At 64.9% G+C, this 19804-nt stretch carries 9 protein-coding genes; 4 read left to right on the top strand and 5 right to left on the bottom strand.

All coding sequences use genetic code 11. The features are described from left to right. Positions 1-340 precede the first annotated feature (340 nt). From QME71_07745 to QME71_07725, 5 genes are all read right to left on the bottom strand, one after another. A complete protein-coding gene (locus tag QME71_07745; protein ID MDI6858186.1) occupies positions 341-1858 on the bottom strand; it encodes a DUF5667 domain-containing protein in 1518 nt (505 codons plus the stop codon). A 1-nt stretch (position 1859) separates the two neighbouring features. Next, positions 1860-2453 (bottom strand): sigma-70 family RNA polymerase sigma factor, encoded by a 594-nt coding sequence (locus QME71_07740; protein MDI6858185.1) that lies wholly within the window; start codon positions 2451-2453, stop codon positions 1860-1862. 291 nt (positions 2454-2744) lie between these two features. Continuing rightward, complete coding sequence (locus QME71_07735) at positions 2745-3452, bottom strand: cohesin domain-containing protein (protein ID MDI6858184.1); 708 nt, start codon at positions 3450-3452, stop codon at positions 2745-2747. Between the two features lie 104 nt (positions 3453-3556). Further along, entirely contained in the window at positions 3557-5161 is a 1605-nt protein-coding gene (locus QME71_07730) for a hypothetical protein (protein MDI6858183.1), read from the bottom strand. Further along, positions 5146-8058, bottom strand: a complete 2913-nt coding sequence (locus QME71_07725; protein ID MDI6858182.1) for a cohesin domain-containing protein — start codon at positions 8056-8058, stop codon at positions 5146-5148. The genes QME71_07730 and QME71_07725 overlap by 16 nt, the downstream gene beginning before the upstream one ends. Positions 8059-8578: 520 nt before the next feature. On the opposite strand from QME71_07725, the gene QME71_07720 reads away from it, so the two are divergent. The 4 genes from QME71_07720 to QME71_07705 all read left to right on the top strand — a co-directional run bounded on the left by QME71_07720 (position 8579) and on the right by QME71_07705 (position 19785). Continuing rightward, positions 8579-12196, top strand: coding sequence for a hypothetical protein (locus tag QME71_07720; GenBank protein ID MDI6858181.1), 3618 nt, complete (start codon positions 8579-8581; stop codon positions 12194-12196). Positions 12197-12773: 577 nt separating this feature from the next. Continuing rightward, the gene (locus QME71_07715) at positions 12774-16232 is read left to right on the top strand and encodes a dockerin type I domain-containing protein (protein ID MDI6858180.1); all 3459 of its coding nucleotides are present in this window, start codon (positions 12774-12776) and stop codon (positions 16230-16232) included. A 366-nt stretch (positions 16233-16598) separates the two neighbouring features. Next, positions 16599-18566, top strand: a complete 1968-nt coding sequence (locus tag QME71_07710) for a DUF11 domain-containing protein (protein ID MDI6858179.1) — start codon at positions 16599-16601, stop codon at positions 18564-18566. 253 nt (positions 18567-18819) lie between these two features. Further along, positions 18820-19785 (top strand): cohesin domain-containing protein, encoded by a 966-nt coding sequence (locus QME71_07705; protein MDI6858178.1) that lies wholly within the window; start codon positions 18820-18822, stop codon positions 19783-19785. The last annotated feature ends 19 nt before the right edge of the window (positions 19786-19804 follow it).

Raw genomic sequence — 19804 nt, 5'->3', positions numbered from 1 at the left:
CGATTCGAAAGCGGGTCACAGATGAGAAAAAGCAAAAGCCGACCAAACCTCTGATTGGCCGGCTTCATTCCGACTCAGACAGAAGCAGTCGGGCATCCCCGCAGACAACCCCCGCCACCATGTTGCCTGCTCCGCTGCCCCCTGGGGGAACCACACCCCGTTCCAACGAGGTGGACGAAATTTTCGGGCTAAGCCCTGTCGTCTAAGCGACGGGATTATACACCTTTTGTCAACCCCTCGCTAAGCGGTTACGCGAACAGTTTCTGCGGAATTCTCGATCGGCATCGGGGGGGGGAGAAGAGGCGTTGGCGGAAGGCCGGGGCCCGAGCCGGAGCGGCTCTTATGGCGAGGGACGTGGGCTCGCTGTGGTCGAGCCCTCGGCGGCGACCGTGGCCGTCCCTTCCGGCGTCGAAGTGGCGGCCGGCGCGGGCGTCGCCGTGGGCGGAGGCTCGATCTCTATCGAGTTGACGATTTCCATTACGATGAGGCCGTTCGTGGCGTGGAAGGCAGAGAGCGCCTCGGGACTCGCCTGCCATACATCGCCGCTGACCGCTACCCGCACGATGAATTCGTCGAACAGGCCGTCCTTGTACTGGTACCAGAAGGTGTCGCCGCTGCGAGGGTTGATGACGACGACCGCCGTGTTGTCCGCGTTCGCGAGCCGGAGCATGTTGGGAGCGGGAGCGGTGTTGTCGCCGGAGAAATCGAAACCGACGAAGTGCCAGCCGCTTCCCTCGCCGGGCACCTTAACAGAGAACCTCCCTATGACCACGCGGTCCCACGTCCACGTGACGCCGCCCTCGTCCACGCCGTGCTCGATCACGGCCAGCGGCGGCGATGCAGCGGCCTCCGGCGGCTCCGGCGAAAGCGTCTCTGACGGCGCCTCGGCCGTGCTCCCGCCCTCCGCCGGCACAGGCGCGATAGGCATGTCCGTGCCTTCCTGCGCCTCCTTCAACTTCGACTCGACAGGAGACTCCTCCTTCTTTTCTTGCACCTCTTTGGCCGCCGCGCCGCTCTTCTCCTCGAATAGGGCGAGCGCCATCGCTTGCGCCGCTTTCACGTAGGCCGCATCGGAGGTCTCCTCTGCCGCCTTCAGCAACTCCTGGTCTTCCGGCGCCACCAGTGGCTGAACGCTGGCCAGCACTTCTTTTTGTTTCTTCGCCAGCTCGACGATTTCCTTCGCCTTCTCCGGCTGGATCTGGGAGGCATTCAGACTGCCGAGAGCGGATGCCGTCTGTCCTCGCAGGTCTTTCAGGAGGCCCGCGTCAATGCTGCGGCCCCTCTTCGCGAGTTCCTCTATCTCCGAAAGTCGTTCGGAAGCCAGGCTAAGCCGTAGGTCGCGGCGGGCGTCGCCATCGAAGGTGAAGGTCATTCGCACGTTCTCGGACGCTCTCTTGACCGGGTAGCGCCAGTCGCCCGGCAGCGCGTCGCCGGAGGTGGCGACAAGGAACGTCCCGAGGCTGAAGAAGACGATGACAACTGCGGACACGGTGACGCTCAGCGCGCGCAACGACGGTGCGGGCAGAGGGAACCGCCAGCGCTGCCGCGCCTCGAACATCTTTTGCGCCGCCGCGAGGAAGCGCTGCCGCGCCGCCCTTGCGAACGAGGGCCGGGGGCCGGCGTTCAAGGCGTCGCTGAGGCTTTGACCGCTCATCTCCAGGAGCCGCCCTCTTGCCGCTTCGGCGAATGCCGCGCGTGGCTCGACCTGCAGCGCCCCCTTCAAGGAAAGGCCCGTCCTAAGCAGTGGCTCCAGGCGCCGCGCCTCCTCCGGGTAGAGCGCAAGACACTCCTCGACCGTGCGCTCCCCGTTCAGCAGCGCCGTCAAGCACTCGTTCAGATGGTCTTCGAACTTGCCCAAGCTACGCCTCTGCCCTCAGGTGCTCTCGCTTGCCTATCAGCATCTGCTGCAGCTTTGTTACCGCCTTGTGCTGGAGCGATTTCACGTTGCCCTCGCGCTTTCCCAGCACCTGCGCCGTCTCCGCGATGGAAAGTCCGACGGCAAACCGCAGCGCGATTATCTCTCGTTGCGCCTCCGGCAGCTTCCGGGCCGCCCGCACCACGTCCTCCATCGTGAGCCGCTGCTCCACCGCCGCCGCCGGGCCGGGTCGCGTGTCGGCGAAGCTGTCGTCGACCATGACCGGAAAGCCGCGCACGGCGCTCTTCCGGAAATGGCTGACAAGGTGGTTGTGCGCAATGCGAAACAGCCACGCCGAAAAGGGTATATTCTGCAGCCGGTACTCCTTCATGGCCCCTAGCATCCGCAGGAATATGTCTTCCGTAAGGTCTTCCGCCTCGACTACGCTCCCCACCCGCGCCAGCACATACCGATAGACCCGCGGCAGATACCAGTCATAGATTTCCCCGAGGGCCTGCTGGTCGCCCTTCTTGGCCCTTTCGATAGTCTCCTGCTGGACTTCGGCCGATGAAGATGCGGCGGTGGAAATGAACTCCAACCGTCAACTCCCATCCAGTTGGAAGCTCTTTCTAATACCCACATAATATCGGCCGCCAGCCGGTCCGTCTACCGCCATGATTTCACATGATACAACGCACATGTCGGAGAAAAGTTAACCTTGGGGAAGGCGAAAGAGGCCTGCTGGCCGGATCGAGCTTCCCGTTCCCTTGGGCGGCGAAGCGCAATCGAAGAGGCGTCCCGCTGCGGAAGCGGCGTCGAATGTCAGGAGGAGAAGGCACAGAGACGCGCTTTCTCCTCGGCATGATGGCTCACGAAATAGCGGGCTGCCCTACGGCTCTCTTCTCCGCGCCAGCGTGAAGGCCGCGGCGCCCGCAACAAGGACAACGCCGATCCCTATGATCGGCCCCAGAACGAACCACGAGATGCCCCCCAGCCCGGACGATCCTCCCTCCGCCGGCGTGGGAGTCGGGAGTGGGATCACTTCCACAGTGGCGTTTGCAATCGTCGTTTCCAACTCAACGGGCATTTCTTCTTCGTCGATTTCCGCTGCGACAAGGCGTCCCTCAAGAAGCTCAAGCGCGGCTGTCCCTCCTCCGACCGGCGAGAAGGTCACCGTCGCCAGCACACCAGAGCCGCTGGGCCCTGCAGGGCCGCCCAGGGAAACGGGCGAGCCCATTGTCACGCAATTGAACCTGAGCACTTCCGGATCGCCGGGCTCAACGCGAGGATCGAGGCACTTCGGCTCTCGCCCGCCGCTCCCGAGAAAGGTCCCTTCCTTCACTTCTACGTACTTGAGAATCGAAGGGTCGTAGGAGAGGCTGAACTGAAAGGCGGCCAGATTCTCGACGTTTTCCACCAGGATGTTCACCTGGAAGTTTGGTCCCCCCTCTTTGATCTCTATCTCTTCCCCGGGCGCCTCCACGAGCACCCGCGGCTTGACATCTTGGGCAGAGACCGTGCCGAGGGCACCGAGCATGAGCACGAACCCCAGTGCCGCCGCTTTCATCAGGCTGCCGCCATAGCGCCTATTCTTCATGCTGGTCACCTCTTCCTGCGGTCGTTTGACAGGTAGTTAAGATGATATTGGGAAACGCGGGCAACCTCAAGATGATAACGCTCCGGCGACGGTAGACATATCATCTATTCTTCCCCGCGCGTCTGCCCCCGCCGCAGGCCCGCTGCGATGAGCGCCCAGCCGCTGACAACGAGAAACGCTCCGGCCAGCAAGCCAAGATAGGCCTGCCCGGCGGAACCGGCCCCCACGCCGGCACCCGGCAATTCGTCGGCCTCACCGGGCTGGCGTCCGGTGGGAGCGGTGGTCCTTTCAGGGGCCGGTGTCTCCGGCGCAGTAGTGACGGCAGGCGCAGGCGTGACCGTCGCCGGGGCGGCGCTCTGTGTGGCGGTCGGCGTGGCCGTAGACGTTCCGGCGGTGGGAGCAGGCGTCCGGGTGTGATCAACGGAGGTCGGCGTCGCGGATGGCGTGGCAGACGTTGGTGTTGCGGTCGGGGGCGTGCCGGTGGCCGTCGGCGTCGATGTCGGGGGAGTACCCGTGGACGTCGGCGTCGATGTCGGAGGCGTGCCGGTGGCCGTCGGCGTCGATGTCGGGGGAGTACCCGTGGACGTCGGCGTCGATGTCGGAGGCGTGCCTGTAGCAGTCGGCGTCGATGTCAGGGGAGTACCCGTGGACGTCGGCGTCGGCGTAGGAGTCTCTTCCCTTTCTTCGCACTGGTTTCCGTCCCTACCGTACACGAACTGAAGGTCCTTGATGTCGATATCGAAGTCAGGTATCGCCGGCTCCACGTCGTAGAAGGTATCGTAGAGTTGCAGACCGAAGAAGGAGCCGTACCGGACGGAGACGGCCTGTTCGTCGAACACGTTCACCCGGCAATCGTAGTTGAAGTCGCCTTCAAGCGCCCGAACGAGGACGGTGGCGCTCTGCACGCTGTCTATGGGGATGGGTTCCCCCGTCACGTCCGAGAGCTCCGCTTGCCAGGAATCGTTCAGCAGGCGAAGCACCACGCCGTTCCTGGCAGTGGGCCTCAAACGCAGATCGGGGTTCGGGCTGACGGTAATGTAGGCGAGCACCCCCGATCCCGTTGGGCCGGGTTCGCTGCCCGTGGACGTGCAGCCGAAACGCACCGCGTTCTCGAAATCGATCTTGTGACACTGAGTCTCCCGGCCTGTGCTGCTTAAAAAGGGACCCTCCTCAACGCTGACCCGGACCACGTTCCTGCTGAAGAAGATCATGAATTCGAAGGAGCCGAGACCGCTATCGACGTTCGTCACCTCCTCGGTGAACACCACTTCACCCTGACCGGGGCCATCGCCGGACCCTTCATTGCAGAGCCAGAGGTCAGCCGAAGATGGGTTCTTGAAGAGGACAACCGGATCGGCCGCAGTGGCGGTCGAACCGCGCACGAACGATGACACGGACCAGAACGCAATGATTGCCGCACACGACGACAGGACGATGACCGGGAAAAGTCTGCTCTTTCCAAGTGTCCCGCCGCCCCCCAGCCCTCCCCAAAGCCTGCGCCTCAGTGCCGGCGCGGCGTCGTACCCCTCACGAATCAGCGCGAAGTAGAGACTGACCAGCCGCCTGAGGTTTCTCCTGAGAAGCCGCCGCAGGCGCCTCTCCCGTCTCGTGTTGTTCCCCGATGAAAGGCGCCACCACCGCGCCGTCTCTGCAGCGGCGATGTAGCGCGCGACAAGCGCTCTCCCCGCTTTCCTCAGCTTCTCTTCCACAACGACCTCACGAAGGTCATTACAGCTCTCAATGCGCTTTCCGCCGCGGCAGGCAGACGAACGGCGGAAAGCGGGTTTCCGCGAGGCGCCGAAGCCGATCGGCGCATCAGCAGGCCGACGCTGCCGGCAAGCCCGATTCCGGCCATCAGCACCCCTATGTGGAAGGCGGGCTCAGCCAGCACCGAGCCGGAAGACACCGTCACCGAACCTCCGCTTGCGCCGGCTCCAATATCGTTGCCCCAGGGATCGGCCAGCGCCACCATCACGAAATTGAGCGGGCTCGTCCCTTCCGTCGCCGCCTGAAAGACGATCTGGGCAAGCTGCCCCGAACCGCTCGGGCCGGGGGTCGAGCCGTCGGAGCTGACGCAGCCGAAGCGGACGGTGCCGACGTCGATGATGGGCGGAGGACAGAACACCGATCTCCCGCTGCTGCCGAGGAATGTTCCGTTCGCTACCGTTACGTAGCTGATCACCTGCGGATCAAACTGGAGCGTGAACTCGTACGCGCCCAGGTTGTTGACGTTCTCCACGCGCACGTTCACGTCGAAGTACTCGCCGGGCGCCGCTTGCTGCGACGCCGGGTCGATCTTCACCAGCGCCTGTCCGGGGATGCGCGTCGGCGTTGGGGTGGGCGTAAGCGTGGGGCCGCCGGGCGTCGCTGTGACGGTCGGCGTCGGGCTCGGCCCCGGCGTATAAGTGCTCGTCGGAGGCGAGGTCGGTGTGGGAGTGTGTGCCGGCTCGGTGGTCACAGAACCGTCCTGAAGGCCGGCGGGGATCTCGTTCGCCATGGGATCGGTGAGGATCACCTCCCTCAAATCGATCATTCCCGTTCCCAAGGCTATGGGAAGGAACCTGATCGTGGCCAGAACGCCGGTGCCGCTGGGTCCGTTCGGCTCCGCTCCCAACGTCACGCACACCATCCTCACCGTTGCCCCGTCGCTTTCCGGCGGCAGGCAGTTGACGTTTCGTCCGCTGCTCCCCAGGAACGGCCCGTTGGACACGCTAACGTATTGAAGAATGCTGGGGTCGAATGCGACCGTGAACTCATACGCGCCCAGATTGATGACGTTCTCCACCACAAGATCGACGGTGAACTGCGTCCCCACCGGCACTCTCTGCCACACTGGCTCAACCCTCACGATGACGGGGCCCGGCGTTGGCGTTCGTGTCGGCGTCGGCCCGATGGTGGGGGTGCTGGTAGGCGTCCGCGTGACCGTGGGCGAGGGTGTCGACGTCGGCGTGGGCGAAGGGCCGGGGGTATAGGTGAGCGTGGGCGTAGGCGTAGGCGCCGGATCGACAGCGACCGACCCGTCCTGCTCGTTCGCCGGTATTACCGTCGCCCGCGGACTGGCAAGGATTGTGTTTCTGATATCCAGGAAGGCTGTGCCGGTGGCGACCGGCAGGAAAGTTGCCGTCGCCAGCACGCCCGTCCCGCTCGGGCCGTCCGGTTCCGCGCCCAGCGTGCGGCAGACGATGGCAGCGGAGTCGGTCTCGACGATAGGCGGAGAGCAGTCCACGACGCGGCCGCTACTGCCGAGGAAGGGGCCGTTGACCAGGCTCATGTAGCTCACGATCGCGGGGTCGAAGCCGAGCCGGAACTCATAGGCGCCCAGATTGACCACGTTCTCCACCACCACGTCCACCGAGAACGGGTTCCCCACCGTCGCCCTCTGGGAAGCCGGATCGATCTTGACGGTCACCGGCCCGGGCGTCGGCGTCGGCGTGCGCGTCGGCCCCACCGTCGGTGTAGCCGTGGGGGGCGGCGTGTTGCTGGGCGTAGGCGTTATCGACGGCGTCGGGCTGGGTCCCGGTGTCACGGTGGCGGTCGGCGTGGGCGTGGGCGCCGGGACCACAACTACCGACGCGCCCATCGTCTCAGCGGGAATAGGGTGGGCGGCGATGTCCGCCAGCACCATGTCGGCAAGGTTCATCATGCCGATCCCCTCCCTGATACCGCGAAGGGAGACGGTCGACAGTATGCCGGTCCCGGACGGGCCATCGGGCTCGGCGCCCAGGGTGCGGCAGATGAGCCGGACGTAGTTGCTGGCAAGGCTCGGCGGGTCGCAGTCGACGATGCGTCCCGTGCTGCCGAGGAACGGCCCGTTGGCGGCGGTCACATAGCTTACGATCAGGGGGTCGAACTGGAGCGCTAACTGATAGGCGCCGAGGTTAGTCACGTTCTCCACAACCACGTTCACGCTGAAGTTCTGTCCGTTCTCCACGACCTGTCCCGTGGGGTAGAGACAGACGACCGTATCGCCGGGGCCGGCGTTGCACGTGACCGGGGGCGCCGGCGTGGGCGAGAGCGTTGGCGTCGGGGACAGGGTGGGCGTGGGCGATAGGGTGGGCGTCGGGCTGAGCGTGGGGGTTAGCGTCGGCCCCGGCGTGCCGGCGACGACGCTCACGGAGCCGTTCTGCGGGTAGGCTGGAATATCCACCGCCCATGGGTCGGCCAGACTGACCAATATGAGGTCGAGCGGGCTTGCGCCCTCGTTGACGGCGGTGAGAAGGACTTCCGCCAGCAGCCCCGAACCGTCGGGTCCCGGCGTCCCCGAGTCGCTGCTGACGCAGCCGAAGCGCACGGTGTTCGCGTCGAGGATGGGCGAGGGGCAGAAGACGCTCCGTCCCGTGCTTCCGAGGAAGGGCCCGTTGGCGACGATGTTATAGCTTACGATTGCGGGATCATACTGGAGGATGAATTCGTACGCCCCCAAGTTCGACACGTCGTCGACCATGATGCGCACGACGAACTGGCTCCCCGGCGTCACTTCCTGCCACGGCGGGTCGACGCGCATCACCGCCTGCTGCGCCGAGGCCCTGTCCTTCTGGGCGAGCAGCAGCAGCCCCGGCGCCAGCAGCGCGAGAAAGACAACAAGTAACCAGTGCCACGCTTTCAAGAAGCGAGACCCCTAGTATGTTAGTCGGCCGAAACCGCCGCCGTCTCCATTCTTCGCGCTGGCGGGGGTATCGTTGAGAGGCTCGCTGCCTGTCTACCAGCCGGCGGCAGGGCGCTGTCACTTACCATAATCGCTGCAAGCGCTGCGTTCAAGAGAAGCGCGCCTCTCTCCGGGCGCAACTTCGCGGCTTAATTATAGCCCTTCGTTCGGCGCCGCCTGTTATGTAATGTCAGAAAAGACGTTAAAATCTCTGCCCGTTTTTCGTTCGGGATCTGCGGCTGCCGGGCTCCCCGCGGGCAGCGGAAAAGACTCCCGGCGCCTGCTGGACGAAAGTTGACAGTAGTTGTATAATCTCGAACACAACAGTTGAGCCGATTGCGGAACAGCGATGTCCGGCGGATGGCGGGGCCGCCGGAGTCAAGCACTGGAATGCTTCAGCAATCAGGAAGGGAGGCCGGCCCCGCGGTCGGCTTTTCTGTTTGTACAAGCGTCCACGGTTCAAACAAGGAGGAACAATGGAATGAGACGTAGCTATCTAGTCGTACTTGCAGCGATTCTATTAGCAGCCCTATGGGCATTTAGCGCCTCGGCGGGCGGCAGCATTACCCGCCCCGTCCAGCCCGTAGGCATCTTCGAGGGCGACCAGGGAACGAGCACCACCGCCCTCGGACAGTGGACAGACGCGTACAGCTTCACCCCGGAGACGGTGTCCTTCGGGAAGCGCACGGACAGTTACGCCACCTACAGCCACGGGATGCTGGGAAGCCCCGACATCGCCGTCAACGACGGGGACCCGCTCGGCGACTTCCTCACGGGCGTCGACCTGTTCTGCAACTCCGCCAGCCCTGCCGAGTGGGATGCCGTGGCGGCGCCCGGCACCAGCTGCTGCACCCCCTACACGTTTGACGAGGGGAGCACAGACATCATAGCGGCGGGCAAGGAGTACCTGGTGGCCAGGGGAGCCATCTTCCCAATGTCGGCCCGCTTCACGACCGACATCACGCACATCTGGCTGGCGAAAACCACCGCGTATCCGCTCCCCAACCCACTGCCGCTGGAGATCCTGACGATGCAGCTCCCGTGGCACCCGGGCACGGGCGCAAGCATGGTCTGGACCGGCGGCGGCCCCGAGCCGCCCACGAACACCTGCTCGCAAGGCGGCGGCGAGGCCAAGTCCCACACCATGGGCACATGGACCACGCCTGTCGGCATGACCGGTACGCCGCCTCTGCGCGGCGACGGCGCCGCCCCCTGTGACACCGGCGTCTACGAGTGCTCCGACAAGCAGGTGCGCGGCTGGTGGGCCTCGCCCAACCTCGTTTCCGGCGACAGCACCGTTAACGTGGTCAAGCGCGTGGTCAACACCGGACCCGAGGCAGGCGACTTCAAGGACGTCTGGCACGTCGAGGCTCCAGCCGGCGTGGCCGCCACCTGGGGCGGCAGCGTCGACCAGAAGCACTGGAACGGCACCGCCTGGGTGGACGACAGCGATCCGGCCGTCGCCGGCGGCGGCACCGCCCAGATCAGCTTCTCAGAGGATAACCTCGCCGTCGCCACGGCGATCGAGTACACCGGCACGCTGAACATCGACTGCCAGGCCACTGGCGACTACATCGTCGCCATCAAGGATGTCGCCTACCCCAAGGCCGGCACCTTCGACAGCGACCTCGAGAGCAACGTCGCCGGCTTTGCCATCCGCGTGAACTGCAGCTCCACCGCCAGCAGCGTTGACAAGCAGGTCATCACGCTTGAGGGGGCGCCCGTATCCTACGGCGGAAGCTCAAGCCTGAACCCGCCCATCACGACCGACGGCAGGTCGGTTGCTGACCAGGTCCAGCTCCTGCTGAACGACACGGCGACCGTGAAGATGACGGCGCTGCTGCGCAACTACAGCCACACCAACGGCGCCTCCAGCGATGTCTACCTGGTAGCCGAAGCGCCCGACCTCGACGGCGGCGGCACCTACGACATCACCGTCAACTTCGACAACACCTCGGTCGCGGCAGTCTACGGCTCAGACCCCGACACCAACGCTCCCCTCACGCCGACGTCTGTTAGCTGCATAGCCGGCGGCGGAAGCGCTTGCGCGGGGCTCAAGGTCGGTCTCAACGAGCCCAACGGCCCCCAGATCGCCCTCACGGCTGAGCTCGATATTACGTGTCCCGCCACCGAGGGCACTTACCTTGTCCCGATAAAGGCCGTTGAGGTCCCCGTGGGCAACGCCGACTCCAACCCCAGCAACAACGTCCAGTGGGACACCATCACCGTCCGCTGCTGGGACAGCGCGAATGACGCCGACGGCAAGGACGACAACACCGGCCTCTTCCCGGCGTGGATAACCCACGAGTCCGTTGCAGACGCCCGCATGTCGTACAAGCCTGGCAGCGCCGCCGACACAGCCAGCCGCAGCGACGTCCGCTACGTCGAGCGCTGGTACACCTGGCGCTGCACGTGGTTCGACGACGACGGCGCTGTCGACCTCGACACTGACCCCAACGCGCCCGGCTACGGCTGGATCAGCGCCGCTGAAAGCCGCGCAGATCCCGACATGCCCGCGGGCATCGACGACGACGGCGACTGCCTGGCCGATCCCGCTTTCGCCCAGCCCGGCCGCCCGGTCGACGCGGACGACTCACCGAACGGAGTCCTCTGCCCTGCCATCGAGCTGAATGAGGGCTCCACCGCGCCGTCCGCGCAGAAGATCCAATTCGATACCGCAGCCGACATGGACTGCGACGGCCTGCCGGACGGTCTCGAAGTCGCCTGGGGCTCCAACCCGCTCCTCGCCGACTCCGACGGCGACGGCGCTTCCGACTACCTCGAGTTGTTCCAGTTCTCCAACCCGCTGAACCCCGACACCGACGGTGACGGCCTCCTCGACAAGCCGGAAGACGACTACGCCGCAGCGCCTCTAGGCGGCGCCGCCAACAGCGTCCCCGAGGCCCGGGTTGCCGGCAACTGCGCCGACGGTATCGACAACGACACCGACGGCCGCACCGACGCCGCCGACCCCGGCTGCGACGCCACCGACTCCGACAGCGATGGCGCCTCCGACGCTGACGAGCGCGCCCTCGATTCCAACCCCTACAATGCCGCAAGCAAGCCGGAGGCGTGGATTGCGGGCACCTGCGCCGACGGCATCGATAACGACCTGGACGGCAAGAAGGACGCCGCTCCTCCCGCCGACCCCGGCTGCAAGGCTACCGACACGGACGGCGACGGCAAGACAGACGTTGACGAGGTCGGTCTCGGCTCCATCTACCTGAACGAGGCCGGCGAGGCCGCGGACAGCGACGATAACTGCCCGCTCATCTTCAACCCCGACCAGGCCAACAACGAGGGCCGCGGCAGGCCTAACGGCCCCTTCCTCGCCGGTGGTGTCTCCAGCAACCCCACCGCCGACACCCAGGGGGACGCTTGCGACCAGGACGACGACAACGACGCCATAGTCGACGTTGCCGAAGCCACAGTGAGCACCGACCCGTACGTCGCCGACACCGACGGTGACCGCTGCGTCGACGGTGTCGAGTCCATCCTCGGCACAGACCCGGCAAACAGCGGCTCCAAGTGCCCGGCTACGCTGTCTGAATCGGCTCAGTCAACGTTCCGACTTTGCCACCTGAACCTGCCCGGCTCCGCGTGGTCGGACTTCTCGCCCGGCTACAGCGGGAACCAGTACGTGGAGATGGACCCCGACGGCGACGGGATCAACTGCCCGCGCGTCAGCACTCCGCCTCCCGGCTCCGGTGACAAGGACTCCGATAACGGCGCCAGCGCCTACGCCGGTCCGTCGTGCCCGCCGACCTGCAACACCGAGGTCGAGGACACGGTGGAGATCAAGGGCTACTACACCGGCGGCGCCGTTCCCGACAGCGACGGTGAGGCCTGCGAGGACTGGATCGAGATCGCCGACATTAACGGCGACCGCGTCGCCAGCCCCCTCGACAGGACAGCCGTCCTCCAGCGCGTCAACAACCTCGTACCCGCCGACCCTGTAAGCGACGCCATATTCGACGTCAACAAGGACGGCGTGTTGACCGCGCTCGACGGCACATTCGTCGGACTCAACTCCAGCGCCACGAAGTCGCCGGCATCCTGCCTGCCGCTGACTTCCGACCTCCACCGCTCGCTCGAGTAGAACGCTGCGGTCTGGAGGTAGCTGGAACAACAACTGAATAGCGAGTACCGCCCGGAAAATCCGGGCGGTACTCTTTTCTTGCAGGGCGGCGTCCTCAGTCTCGCCGTTTTTTTCAGCGCCCGTCTCGCAAGCGACCGAAGCAGCGGCCCGACCCCCGAAAGATACGCGCATATTCGGTCGACGGCTTCTTTGTCACTACTATCTCTGTTTCCGGCATTCTCGCTCAGAGGTACTTGACAAAACCGGTGGGAAGTGATAAAACAGGCCTCACCTGGTGGTTCACTCATTTAATTCCCCGCCTGACCTAACTGAATAGTCGCGCAAGGGATTGCCCTTCAGTCCCGACAAGGAGGGAGATTTCCCTTTGGATGGTCTCGGTTAGGGGGCGCTTTTTGCATCCCTCCGATCACAGCCCACGCACAGTTGAGGGACATGTTTTCGCGGGGGGAGCCCCCTCCCAACTTGATTGAGAAAGGAGGGAGAGAGCGAGGGACTTATCGTTGAGGACTCCGTATCTGGAACAAGAGACCAGGCCTGCACGTGCGTGCATTCCAAGTCCCTGGTAGGAGGAAACCAGATGAAGAGTAGACTCCTGTTAGCGGCAACGGTTGCCGTAGCCATGACGCTGGCGCTAGCGGGCATACTCCGCGACGTCAGCCCTACACGAGCACTCATGCCCGACCCGCTTCAGCCCTTTGGGCCGAACGAGAAGGGCGGCCTCAGCAGCACCGCTCTGGGCGTAGCTCCCGGCGCGCTGACTAACTACACCATCACAGAAGTTATCCGCGGCGAACGCCTCACCCTTCCGTGGATATACACCCCGCCGGGGTTCCAGCTTCAGGTGGACAAGGAGCTGGAAGACGGCTTCGTCCTGGGCAGCGTTACCGCCGACCTCGACGCCCTGTGCAACTCCAGCAGCCCTGCCGACGCAGACGTCCTAGCGACGGCCGCCTCCCAACCGCCGAACTTCATCCCGTACACCTGGTACGAGCGGACAACGAAGGTAGAGGGAACGAGCGAGGAGTACCTGAAGGCGCTGATACCGCCCTTCTCCTGGCTGCTGCGCCACCGCGCCGACCTGGACACGATCTGGCTGGGCGGCATCAACCCGCTGCCCATTACCACCCCCCTGAACACCGTCTACACCAACGTGCCCATATCGCCTAACGGGGCCGGCTTCATCGCCACCACCACTAACGTGGCGGGCGCAACGGCCATGAGCACGTCCTCCGCCGTCTGCCTCGACAGCCCGCAGAACAGCGTGTCGCTGACCACCATGTACGGCACGCCTCCCAACGCGGGCGACAACAGCGGCGTCATCGTGGGGTCTGACGCGTCCATAGTCGGTCTCTGGACCGACAACACTGTCGTCGCTCCCAAGACCGTGACCGTCGTAAAGGTCAAGGCGAACAACGGCCTCGCCGGCAACTTCATCGAGCACTGGGAGGCTGAGGTTACGGCGCCCAACATCACCGCGACCTGGGTGGACAGCGGCACCAGCGTGCTCGACCAAGCGGTTGCCGTTCCGTCGGGACCCAGCGCGCCGGCGACTGAGAACCTCAGCATTTCCTGCGCCGCGGGAGCTGCCGAGGGCCTGGTTGTAATAAAGAACGTTCTCTGGCCGGTAGCCCCAACGGTGGAGACCTACCCGGAGAACAACGCCGCAACCTTTGTCGTGCGCGTGATCTGCTCCGGCGACGGCGCGGCCACGCTGGTGGACAAAGAGGTCATCTGGATCAAGGCGAACCCCGACCCGATCGTCGCCACCGTTCTCGGGCCGCCGATACCGGTGATGATCGACGAGCTGAAGGCGAACCACGAGCCCAGCAACGTGCTCGGGAACGAGTGGCTGGTCGCCGAGGTCGCGCCCGGCGCCCTCGAAGTCGCGTGGTCGCCTGGCGTTATGGTTGACCAGGGGGAGGGGAGCACTCCCGTCATTGTGCCGACGACCTCCTGCGCCGCCGGCGACGCCTGCATCACCTTCCAGGTCGATGAGCCCTGGGGCCAGAGCGACGTCCACGCCCAGTTGAACGTGGGCTGCCTCGTGCCTGGCCTCCAGTCTGTCGTTATCAAGGCCATCGACGCTCCGGCCGCGCCTCTCGGCGAGTCCAAGCCCGCCGACAACGCGCAGCGCGCCGTGATCAAGGTTTGGTGCGGCGCCAGCCCCGTGTCTCCCGATGGCATCGACGACAACACGGGTCTCTACCCGCGCTGGACCGCCTTCCGCAGCAACCCCGATGACCGCATGCCGTTTGCGATCCCGCCCGACTCCCGCGGCGACACCCGCTTCGGCGAGCGCACAATCGACCTCCAGTGCTACTGGATCGACGGCAACGGGGCAACAGACGACAACGGCAACGGTTACATCGAGCCCGGCACGTGGGACGAGACCGGAACGTGGCTCCCCGGCGAGAGCATGGACGACATGCCTGCCGGCGCCGACGACGACCACGACTGCTTGATCGATCCGGCGTTCGCGCAGCCCGGCCGCCCCGTTGACCTGGACGACTCGCCCAACGGCGTTAGCTGCCCGCCTGTGCCCTACAGCGGCGTCCCGAACGTCGTCGTCTACGACACCGCCGCCGACATGGACTGCGACGGCCTCCTCGACGGCATCGAGATGGCGTGGGGCTCCAACCCGTACGCAGCCGACTCCGACGGCGACGGGGCTAACGACTTCGAGGAGATGTTCAACTTCACCAACCCGTTGAACCCCGACACCGACGGTGACGGCCTCCTCGACAAGCCGGAAGACGACTACGCCGCAGCGCCCGCGGGCGGCGCCGCCAACAGCGTCCCCGAGGCCCGGGTTGCCGGCAACTGCGCCGACGGTATCGACAACGACACCGACGGCCGCACCGACGCCGCCGACCCCGGCTGCGACGCCACCGACTCCGACGGCGACGGCGCCTCCGACGCTGACGAGCGCGCCCTCGACTCCAACCCCTACAATGCCGCAAGCAAGCCGGAGGCGTGGATTGCGGGCACCTGCGCCGACGGCATCGATAACGACCTGGACGGCAAGAAGGACAACACTCCTCCCGCCGACCCCGGCTGCAAGGCTACCGACACGGACGGCGACGGCAAGACAGACGTTGACGAGGTCGGTCTCGGCTCCATCTACCTGAACGAGGCCGGCGAGGCCGCGGACAGCGACGACAACTGCCCCCTCGTCTACAACCCTGACCAGGCCAACAACGAGGGCCGCGGCAGGCCTAACGGCCCCTTCCTCGCCGGTGGTGTCTCCAGCAACCCCGTAGCCGACATTCAGGGCGACGCCTGCGACACGGACGATGACAACGACCGTGTTCTAGATGGAGCGGAGCCGCTAAGCGCCCCGGCCCCCACCGACCCGTACAACGCCGACACCGACGGGGACCGCTGCCTGGACGGCGCCGAACTACTGCTCGGCAGCATCCCCACAGACCCAAGTTCCAAGTGCCCGGCGACGCTCTCCCCCGCTCAGCAGGCTTACTTCCGCGCCTGCCACTGGAACCTCCCGCCCAACGGCTACGACGGTGGCATATGGGACGCCGAGTACGACGGCATCGACGACGACACCGAGCTCGACCCTGATGGCGACGGGATTCTCTGCCCGCGCGTCAGCACTCCGCCTCCCGGCTCCGGTGACAAGGACGCGGACAATGCGGCAAGCGCGTACGGCAACTTGACAGAGGTCGAGGACACAGTCGAGATAAAGGGCTACAACACCTTTGCGTCTCAAGCGAACAGCGACGGCGACGAGTGCGTTAGCGGCACCGCCCCGTGGAGCTGCGCGCAAGGCTGTGAGGACTGGATCGAGATCGCCGACGTCAACGGCGACCGCGTCGCCAGCCCCCTCGACAGGACAGCCGTCCTCCAGCGCGTCAACAACCTCATACCCGCCGACCCTGTAAGCGACGCCATATTCGACGTCAACAAGGACGGCGTGTTGACCGCGCTCGACGGCACATTCGTCGGACTCAACTCCAGCGCCACGAAGTCGCCGGCATCCTGCCTGCCGCTGACTTCCGACCTCCACCGCTCGCTCCCGTAGAACAGAACGCTGCGGTCGGGAGGTAGCTGGAACAACAACTGAATAGCAAGGGTACCGCCCGGTACGGCGAACACCGGTCGGGCGGTACCCAAAGGTGATAACAGAGCAGTCACCTGTTAAGCGTTATGCACACGTGCGCAGGCCGTTTATATAGTTTGAAGCAGGCAGAGGGCCTAAACCCATGCCCACGCAAAGACGGCGTCATCTTGCGCAGCCCGAGCTTCGGGAAGCGCCGGTTAGGGAAGTAAGCATTCTTGGCTGAGGCGCTCGCGCTTCAGAAATCGGAAAGGGGGGATGCGAGGGGAAATTAAAGGACGTTCGGACCCCGCCTAGTCATTCCCTATTATGGTAGGAGGTAACGACTAGATGAAGCGTTCGTTACTGTTAACTCTGGCAGCGATAGCCGGAACCGCTATTCTGGCTGTGGCGCTTGTTGGTTTCCGGATCTCGCAGGGCGGTCTCGACTACACCGCGTACGCCCACATTTGGGACTACGACGGCGACACCCTGACCGACCTCCACATGGAAATCGACATGGACATCACCAACGGCAACGGCCCGTGTGATCCTGTCGACTGGGAGGCCAGCCACGGATACAACGACAACTATGGCGTCGCCGTTTGTGTCTACGGGCTGTACATCGGCTTCCCGATCGGCACCGTAGCGTTCGACGTGCTGTACGACGACACGCTGAACCTGGCGCCTGAGGTGGCCGACAGTGGGGTCGGCCTCGATGACAACCCCGACGCCAACGCAGGCGCAACCACGTTCAACGGCGCCGGACGCGACCTGGGCGACGGCTGGGACTGCTCGTCCGGCGGTCTCGCTTTCCCCATGGGTGACAAGAACCCGGCCACCGGACCGGGCAACGGCCGCGCCTTCCTGTCCTGCTCGAGCCTCACGGGGCCCTTCCGTCTCGGCGATAACGAGGACTGGGGCACGATTGCCGTCATAAACTTCCAGGCGCTGGGCACGGCCGCCACGGACGTGATGACTCTCTCCTGGGCGGTTCTCGGCTACACCGACGCCTCGGAAATGGGCACCTGCAACCCGTCGGTCCTGGTCCCGATGCCGTGTGAAGTCGGTATCGACCACAAGATACCGCCTCCGCCGACGCCGACGCCGCCTCCGGCGACAGACCTGTCGGTCACGCTAACCGACGCGCCGGACCCGGTCGTAGTCGGCAGCGATGTCGTCTACACGGCCACCGTCACCAACAAGGGACCCAACGACGTGACTGCCGCCAACCTGGTGGTAACGCTGCCGCCGGCCAAGGTCTACGTCTCCGACGACTGCGGCTGCGAAGTGGCTGGCGGAGTTGTGACCTGCGCCATCGGCGCGCTCGCCGTGGACGAGCAGAAGGTCTGCAACATCACGGCCAACGCCACGACAATCGGCACGCACACCACAACCGCCGTCGTCTCGCACGAGCTGGTCGAGTCGACACCGGCGGACAACAGCGACTCCGAGGACACTGCTGAAGTCAGCTCCGGTGTCCGCATGGAGAAGGACGCCAACGTTCTCGTTGAGGGCGTGCAGACCGCCGCCAACCTCTGGATCATGAAGAGCGGCTGTGTCGTCCCCGAGGAGGGCAAGGGCTGCCTGCTCATCGAGAAGTGGGTCTTCAACGCTGTTGACATCGACTCGCCGAACGACTCCGACGAGGATCCCGAGGGCGTGGGTGCCTGGGAAGAGCAGATTAAGTACCCCCACAAGATCGTCGATGTCATCGCTTCTCCTGACAACGCATGGCTGGAGAGCGGCGGACGCATCGCCAACTGCACGATGACCATCATGACCGAGAACTGGATACTCACCGGCTGCGTCACCAAGGACGACCCGGCTGAGCCCGGCATGCAGCTCGGTCCTAACGGTGATGGCCTTATCGAGACGATCCTTGTGGTACCCGACACGAACGACCTGATCTACCGCGACGGCTTCCGCCCGACGAAGATGAACGGCGTCATCGCCGACATCATCGACGAGAACTGTGAAGTCACCGACACGCTGGCCGAGGAGATCCCCGGCACGCTGCCCGGCGGCCTCACGCAGACCTGCGGCGATGCCTTCATCACCGTCAGGATGCTCGAGGGCGACCTCGACCTCGACTGCGACGTCGACGTCCTGGACGATCAGGCAATAGCGTTCCGGTACGGCAGCTTCTTTGGTCTGCAGCTCTACGACCAGTGGTTCGACCTGGAGCCCAAGTACACCGACTTTGACATCGACATCAAGGACCTCCAGTTCGTCTTTGGCCGCAACTACAGCACCTGCCAGGCGCCGATACCGGACGACCAGGCCAAACCTGTACCGCCGCCACAGGGACTACCCTAGTCGGTCCTTGACCCGGCGTACGGGCTAGACCTGGACATCCGGGTTTAACCTGGACAATTTGGCGGGGGAGCGCTGAACCGATGAAAATCGGGCGGCTCCCCCGCCAATAAATTAGGAAGATTAGAGGAGCTTGACGGGCGAGAATGAGGTTGTCGGACGCGCCTTTGCCGGAGTAGACTTATGTTCACCTACGTCGACATGACCCCGCCCGAGCGCAAGTCACATGCTCTAGCGAAGGAGGCCATCAAGGCACATGAGTAGAAGGAACGCGCTCTCTCTGCTTCTTTGCACCGCTGGCATCGGCCTGTTCTGCCTGGCAGCAGCGTTGTCGCCTGGCAGCCGCCCTGCGTACGGTCAGTCGCCGGTCATGAAGGTAGCCCCGGCAAGCCAAACGGTGCAAATGGCCGGCCCCACGTTCAATGTCGACATTGTGCTGGAAAACGTCTCCAACCTCGGCGCCTTCGAGTTCACCCTCAGCTTCGACCCCGACATCGTCAGGTTTGTGGGCGTAGGCCCAGGTCCTTTTCTGGGAAGCACCGGGCGCGAACTCTACTGCCCTCGGCCACTGCACTATAGCCCATCGTCCGGCGACCCCGCGCTCGATGCGGTGCGATTCGGCTGTGTCAGCTCCGACCAGGGCGCGGGTACGCCCGGGGCTAGCGGGAGCGGAGTCGTGGCCAATTTGCAGTTCGCGGCCAGGGCGCCCGGCCAGTCGGTGCTCGGGCTCGGTCTCTCCAATGAGGTATATGGAATAGCTGACATATTCGGGAATGGGCTCTATGTGACGGCCCAGAGTGGCTCGGTAACTGTCGAGGGGAGCATAACGACGCCAACGTCCACACCCCGAGCCGACGAACCGACGCCCATACCAACGCAACCGCCGCCGCCAATCCAGCAGGCCACCCCCACGCGTCACCCTGATGCGCTTTCCTGGCTTACCCCGCAGCCGGGCGAAACACCCATGGCCCGCCTCGTAAGCGACGCCGACCCCTCGGGAAGCGGCGCAGCGGGCCGCACGGGAGGCAGCGGCAGCGCCGCGAGATCCGGCGGGACGGCCCAGACGAACGCCGATGGCTCGCCGCGTGCGGGCACGGGCCCGCCGCAGTATGAGACCGCCTGGTGGCCCACCCTCGCGGGAGGGCTGCTCGCCGCCGGCGGCATCGTTCTTCTCTCACTGGCATACTCTATCCGTCCTCCACAACGGCAAAAACGAGGCTGATTCTCGAAGGAACAACGAA

This window comes from Dehalococcoidia bacterium, assembly GCA_030018455.1.
GTDB lineage: Bacteria > Chloroflexota > Dehalococcoidia > DSTF01 > JALHUB01 > JASEFU01.
The sequence above is the reverse complement of the archived record's forward strand: the minus strand, read 5'-3'. Positions and strand labels throughout refer to the sequence as shown.

Coding starts and splice junctions, on each gene's coding strand:
- QME71_07735 (MDI6858184.1), bottom strand. CDS start 3,452: ATGAAGAATAGGCGCTATGGCGGCAGCCTGATGAAAGCGGCGGCACTG.
- QME71_07720 (MDI6858181.1), top strand. CDS start 8,579: ATGAGACGTAGCTATCTAGTCGTACTTGCAGCGATTCTATTAGCAGCC.
- QME71_07715 (MDI6858180.1), top strand. CDS start 12,774: ATGAAGAGTAGACTCCTGTTAGCGGCAACGGTTGCCGTAGCCATGACG.
- QME71_07710 (MDI6858179.1), top strand. CDS start 16,599: ATGAAGCGTTCGTTACTGTTAACTCTGGCAGCGATAGCCGGAACCGCT.
- QME71_07705 (MDI6858178.1), top strand. CDS start 18,820: ATGAGTAGAAGGAACGCGCTCTCTCTGCTTCTTTGCACCGCTGGCATC.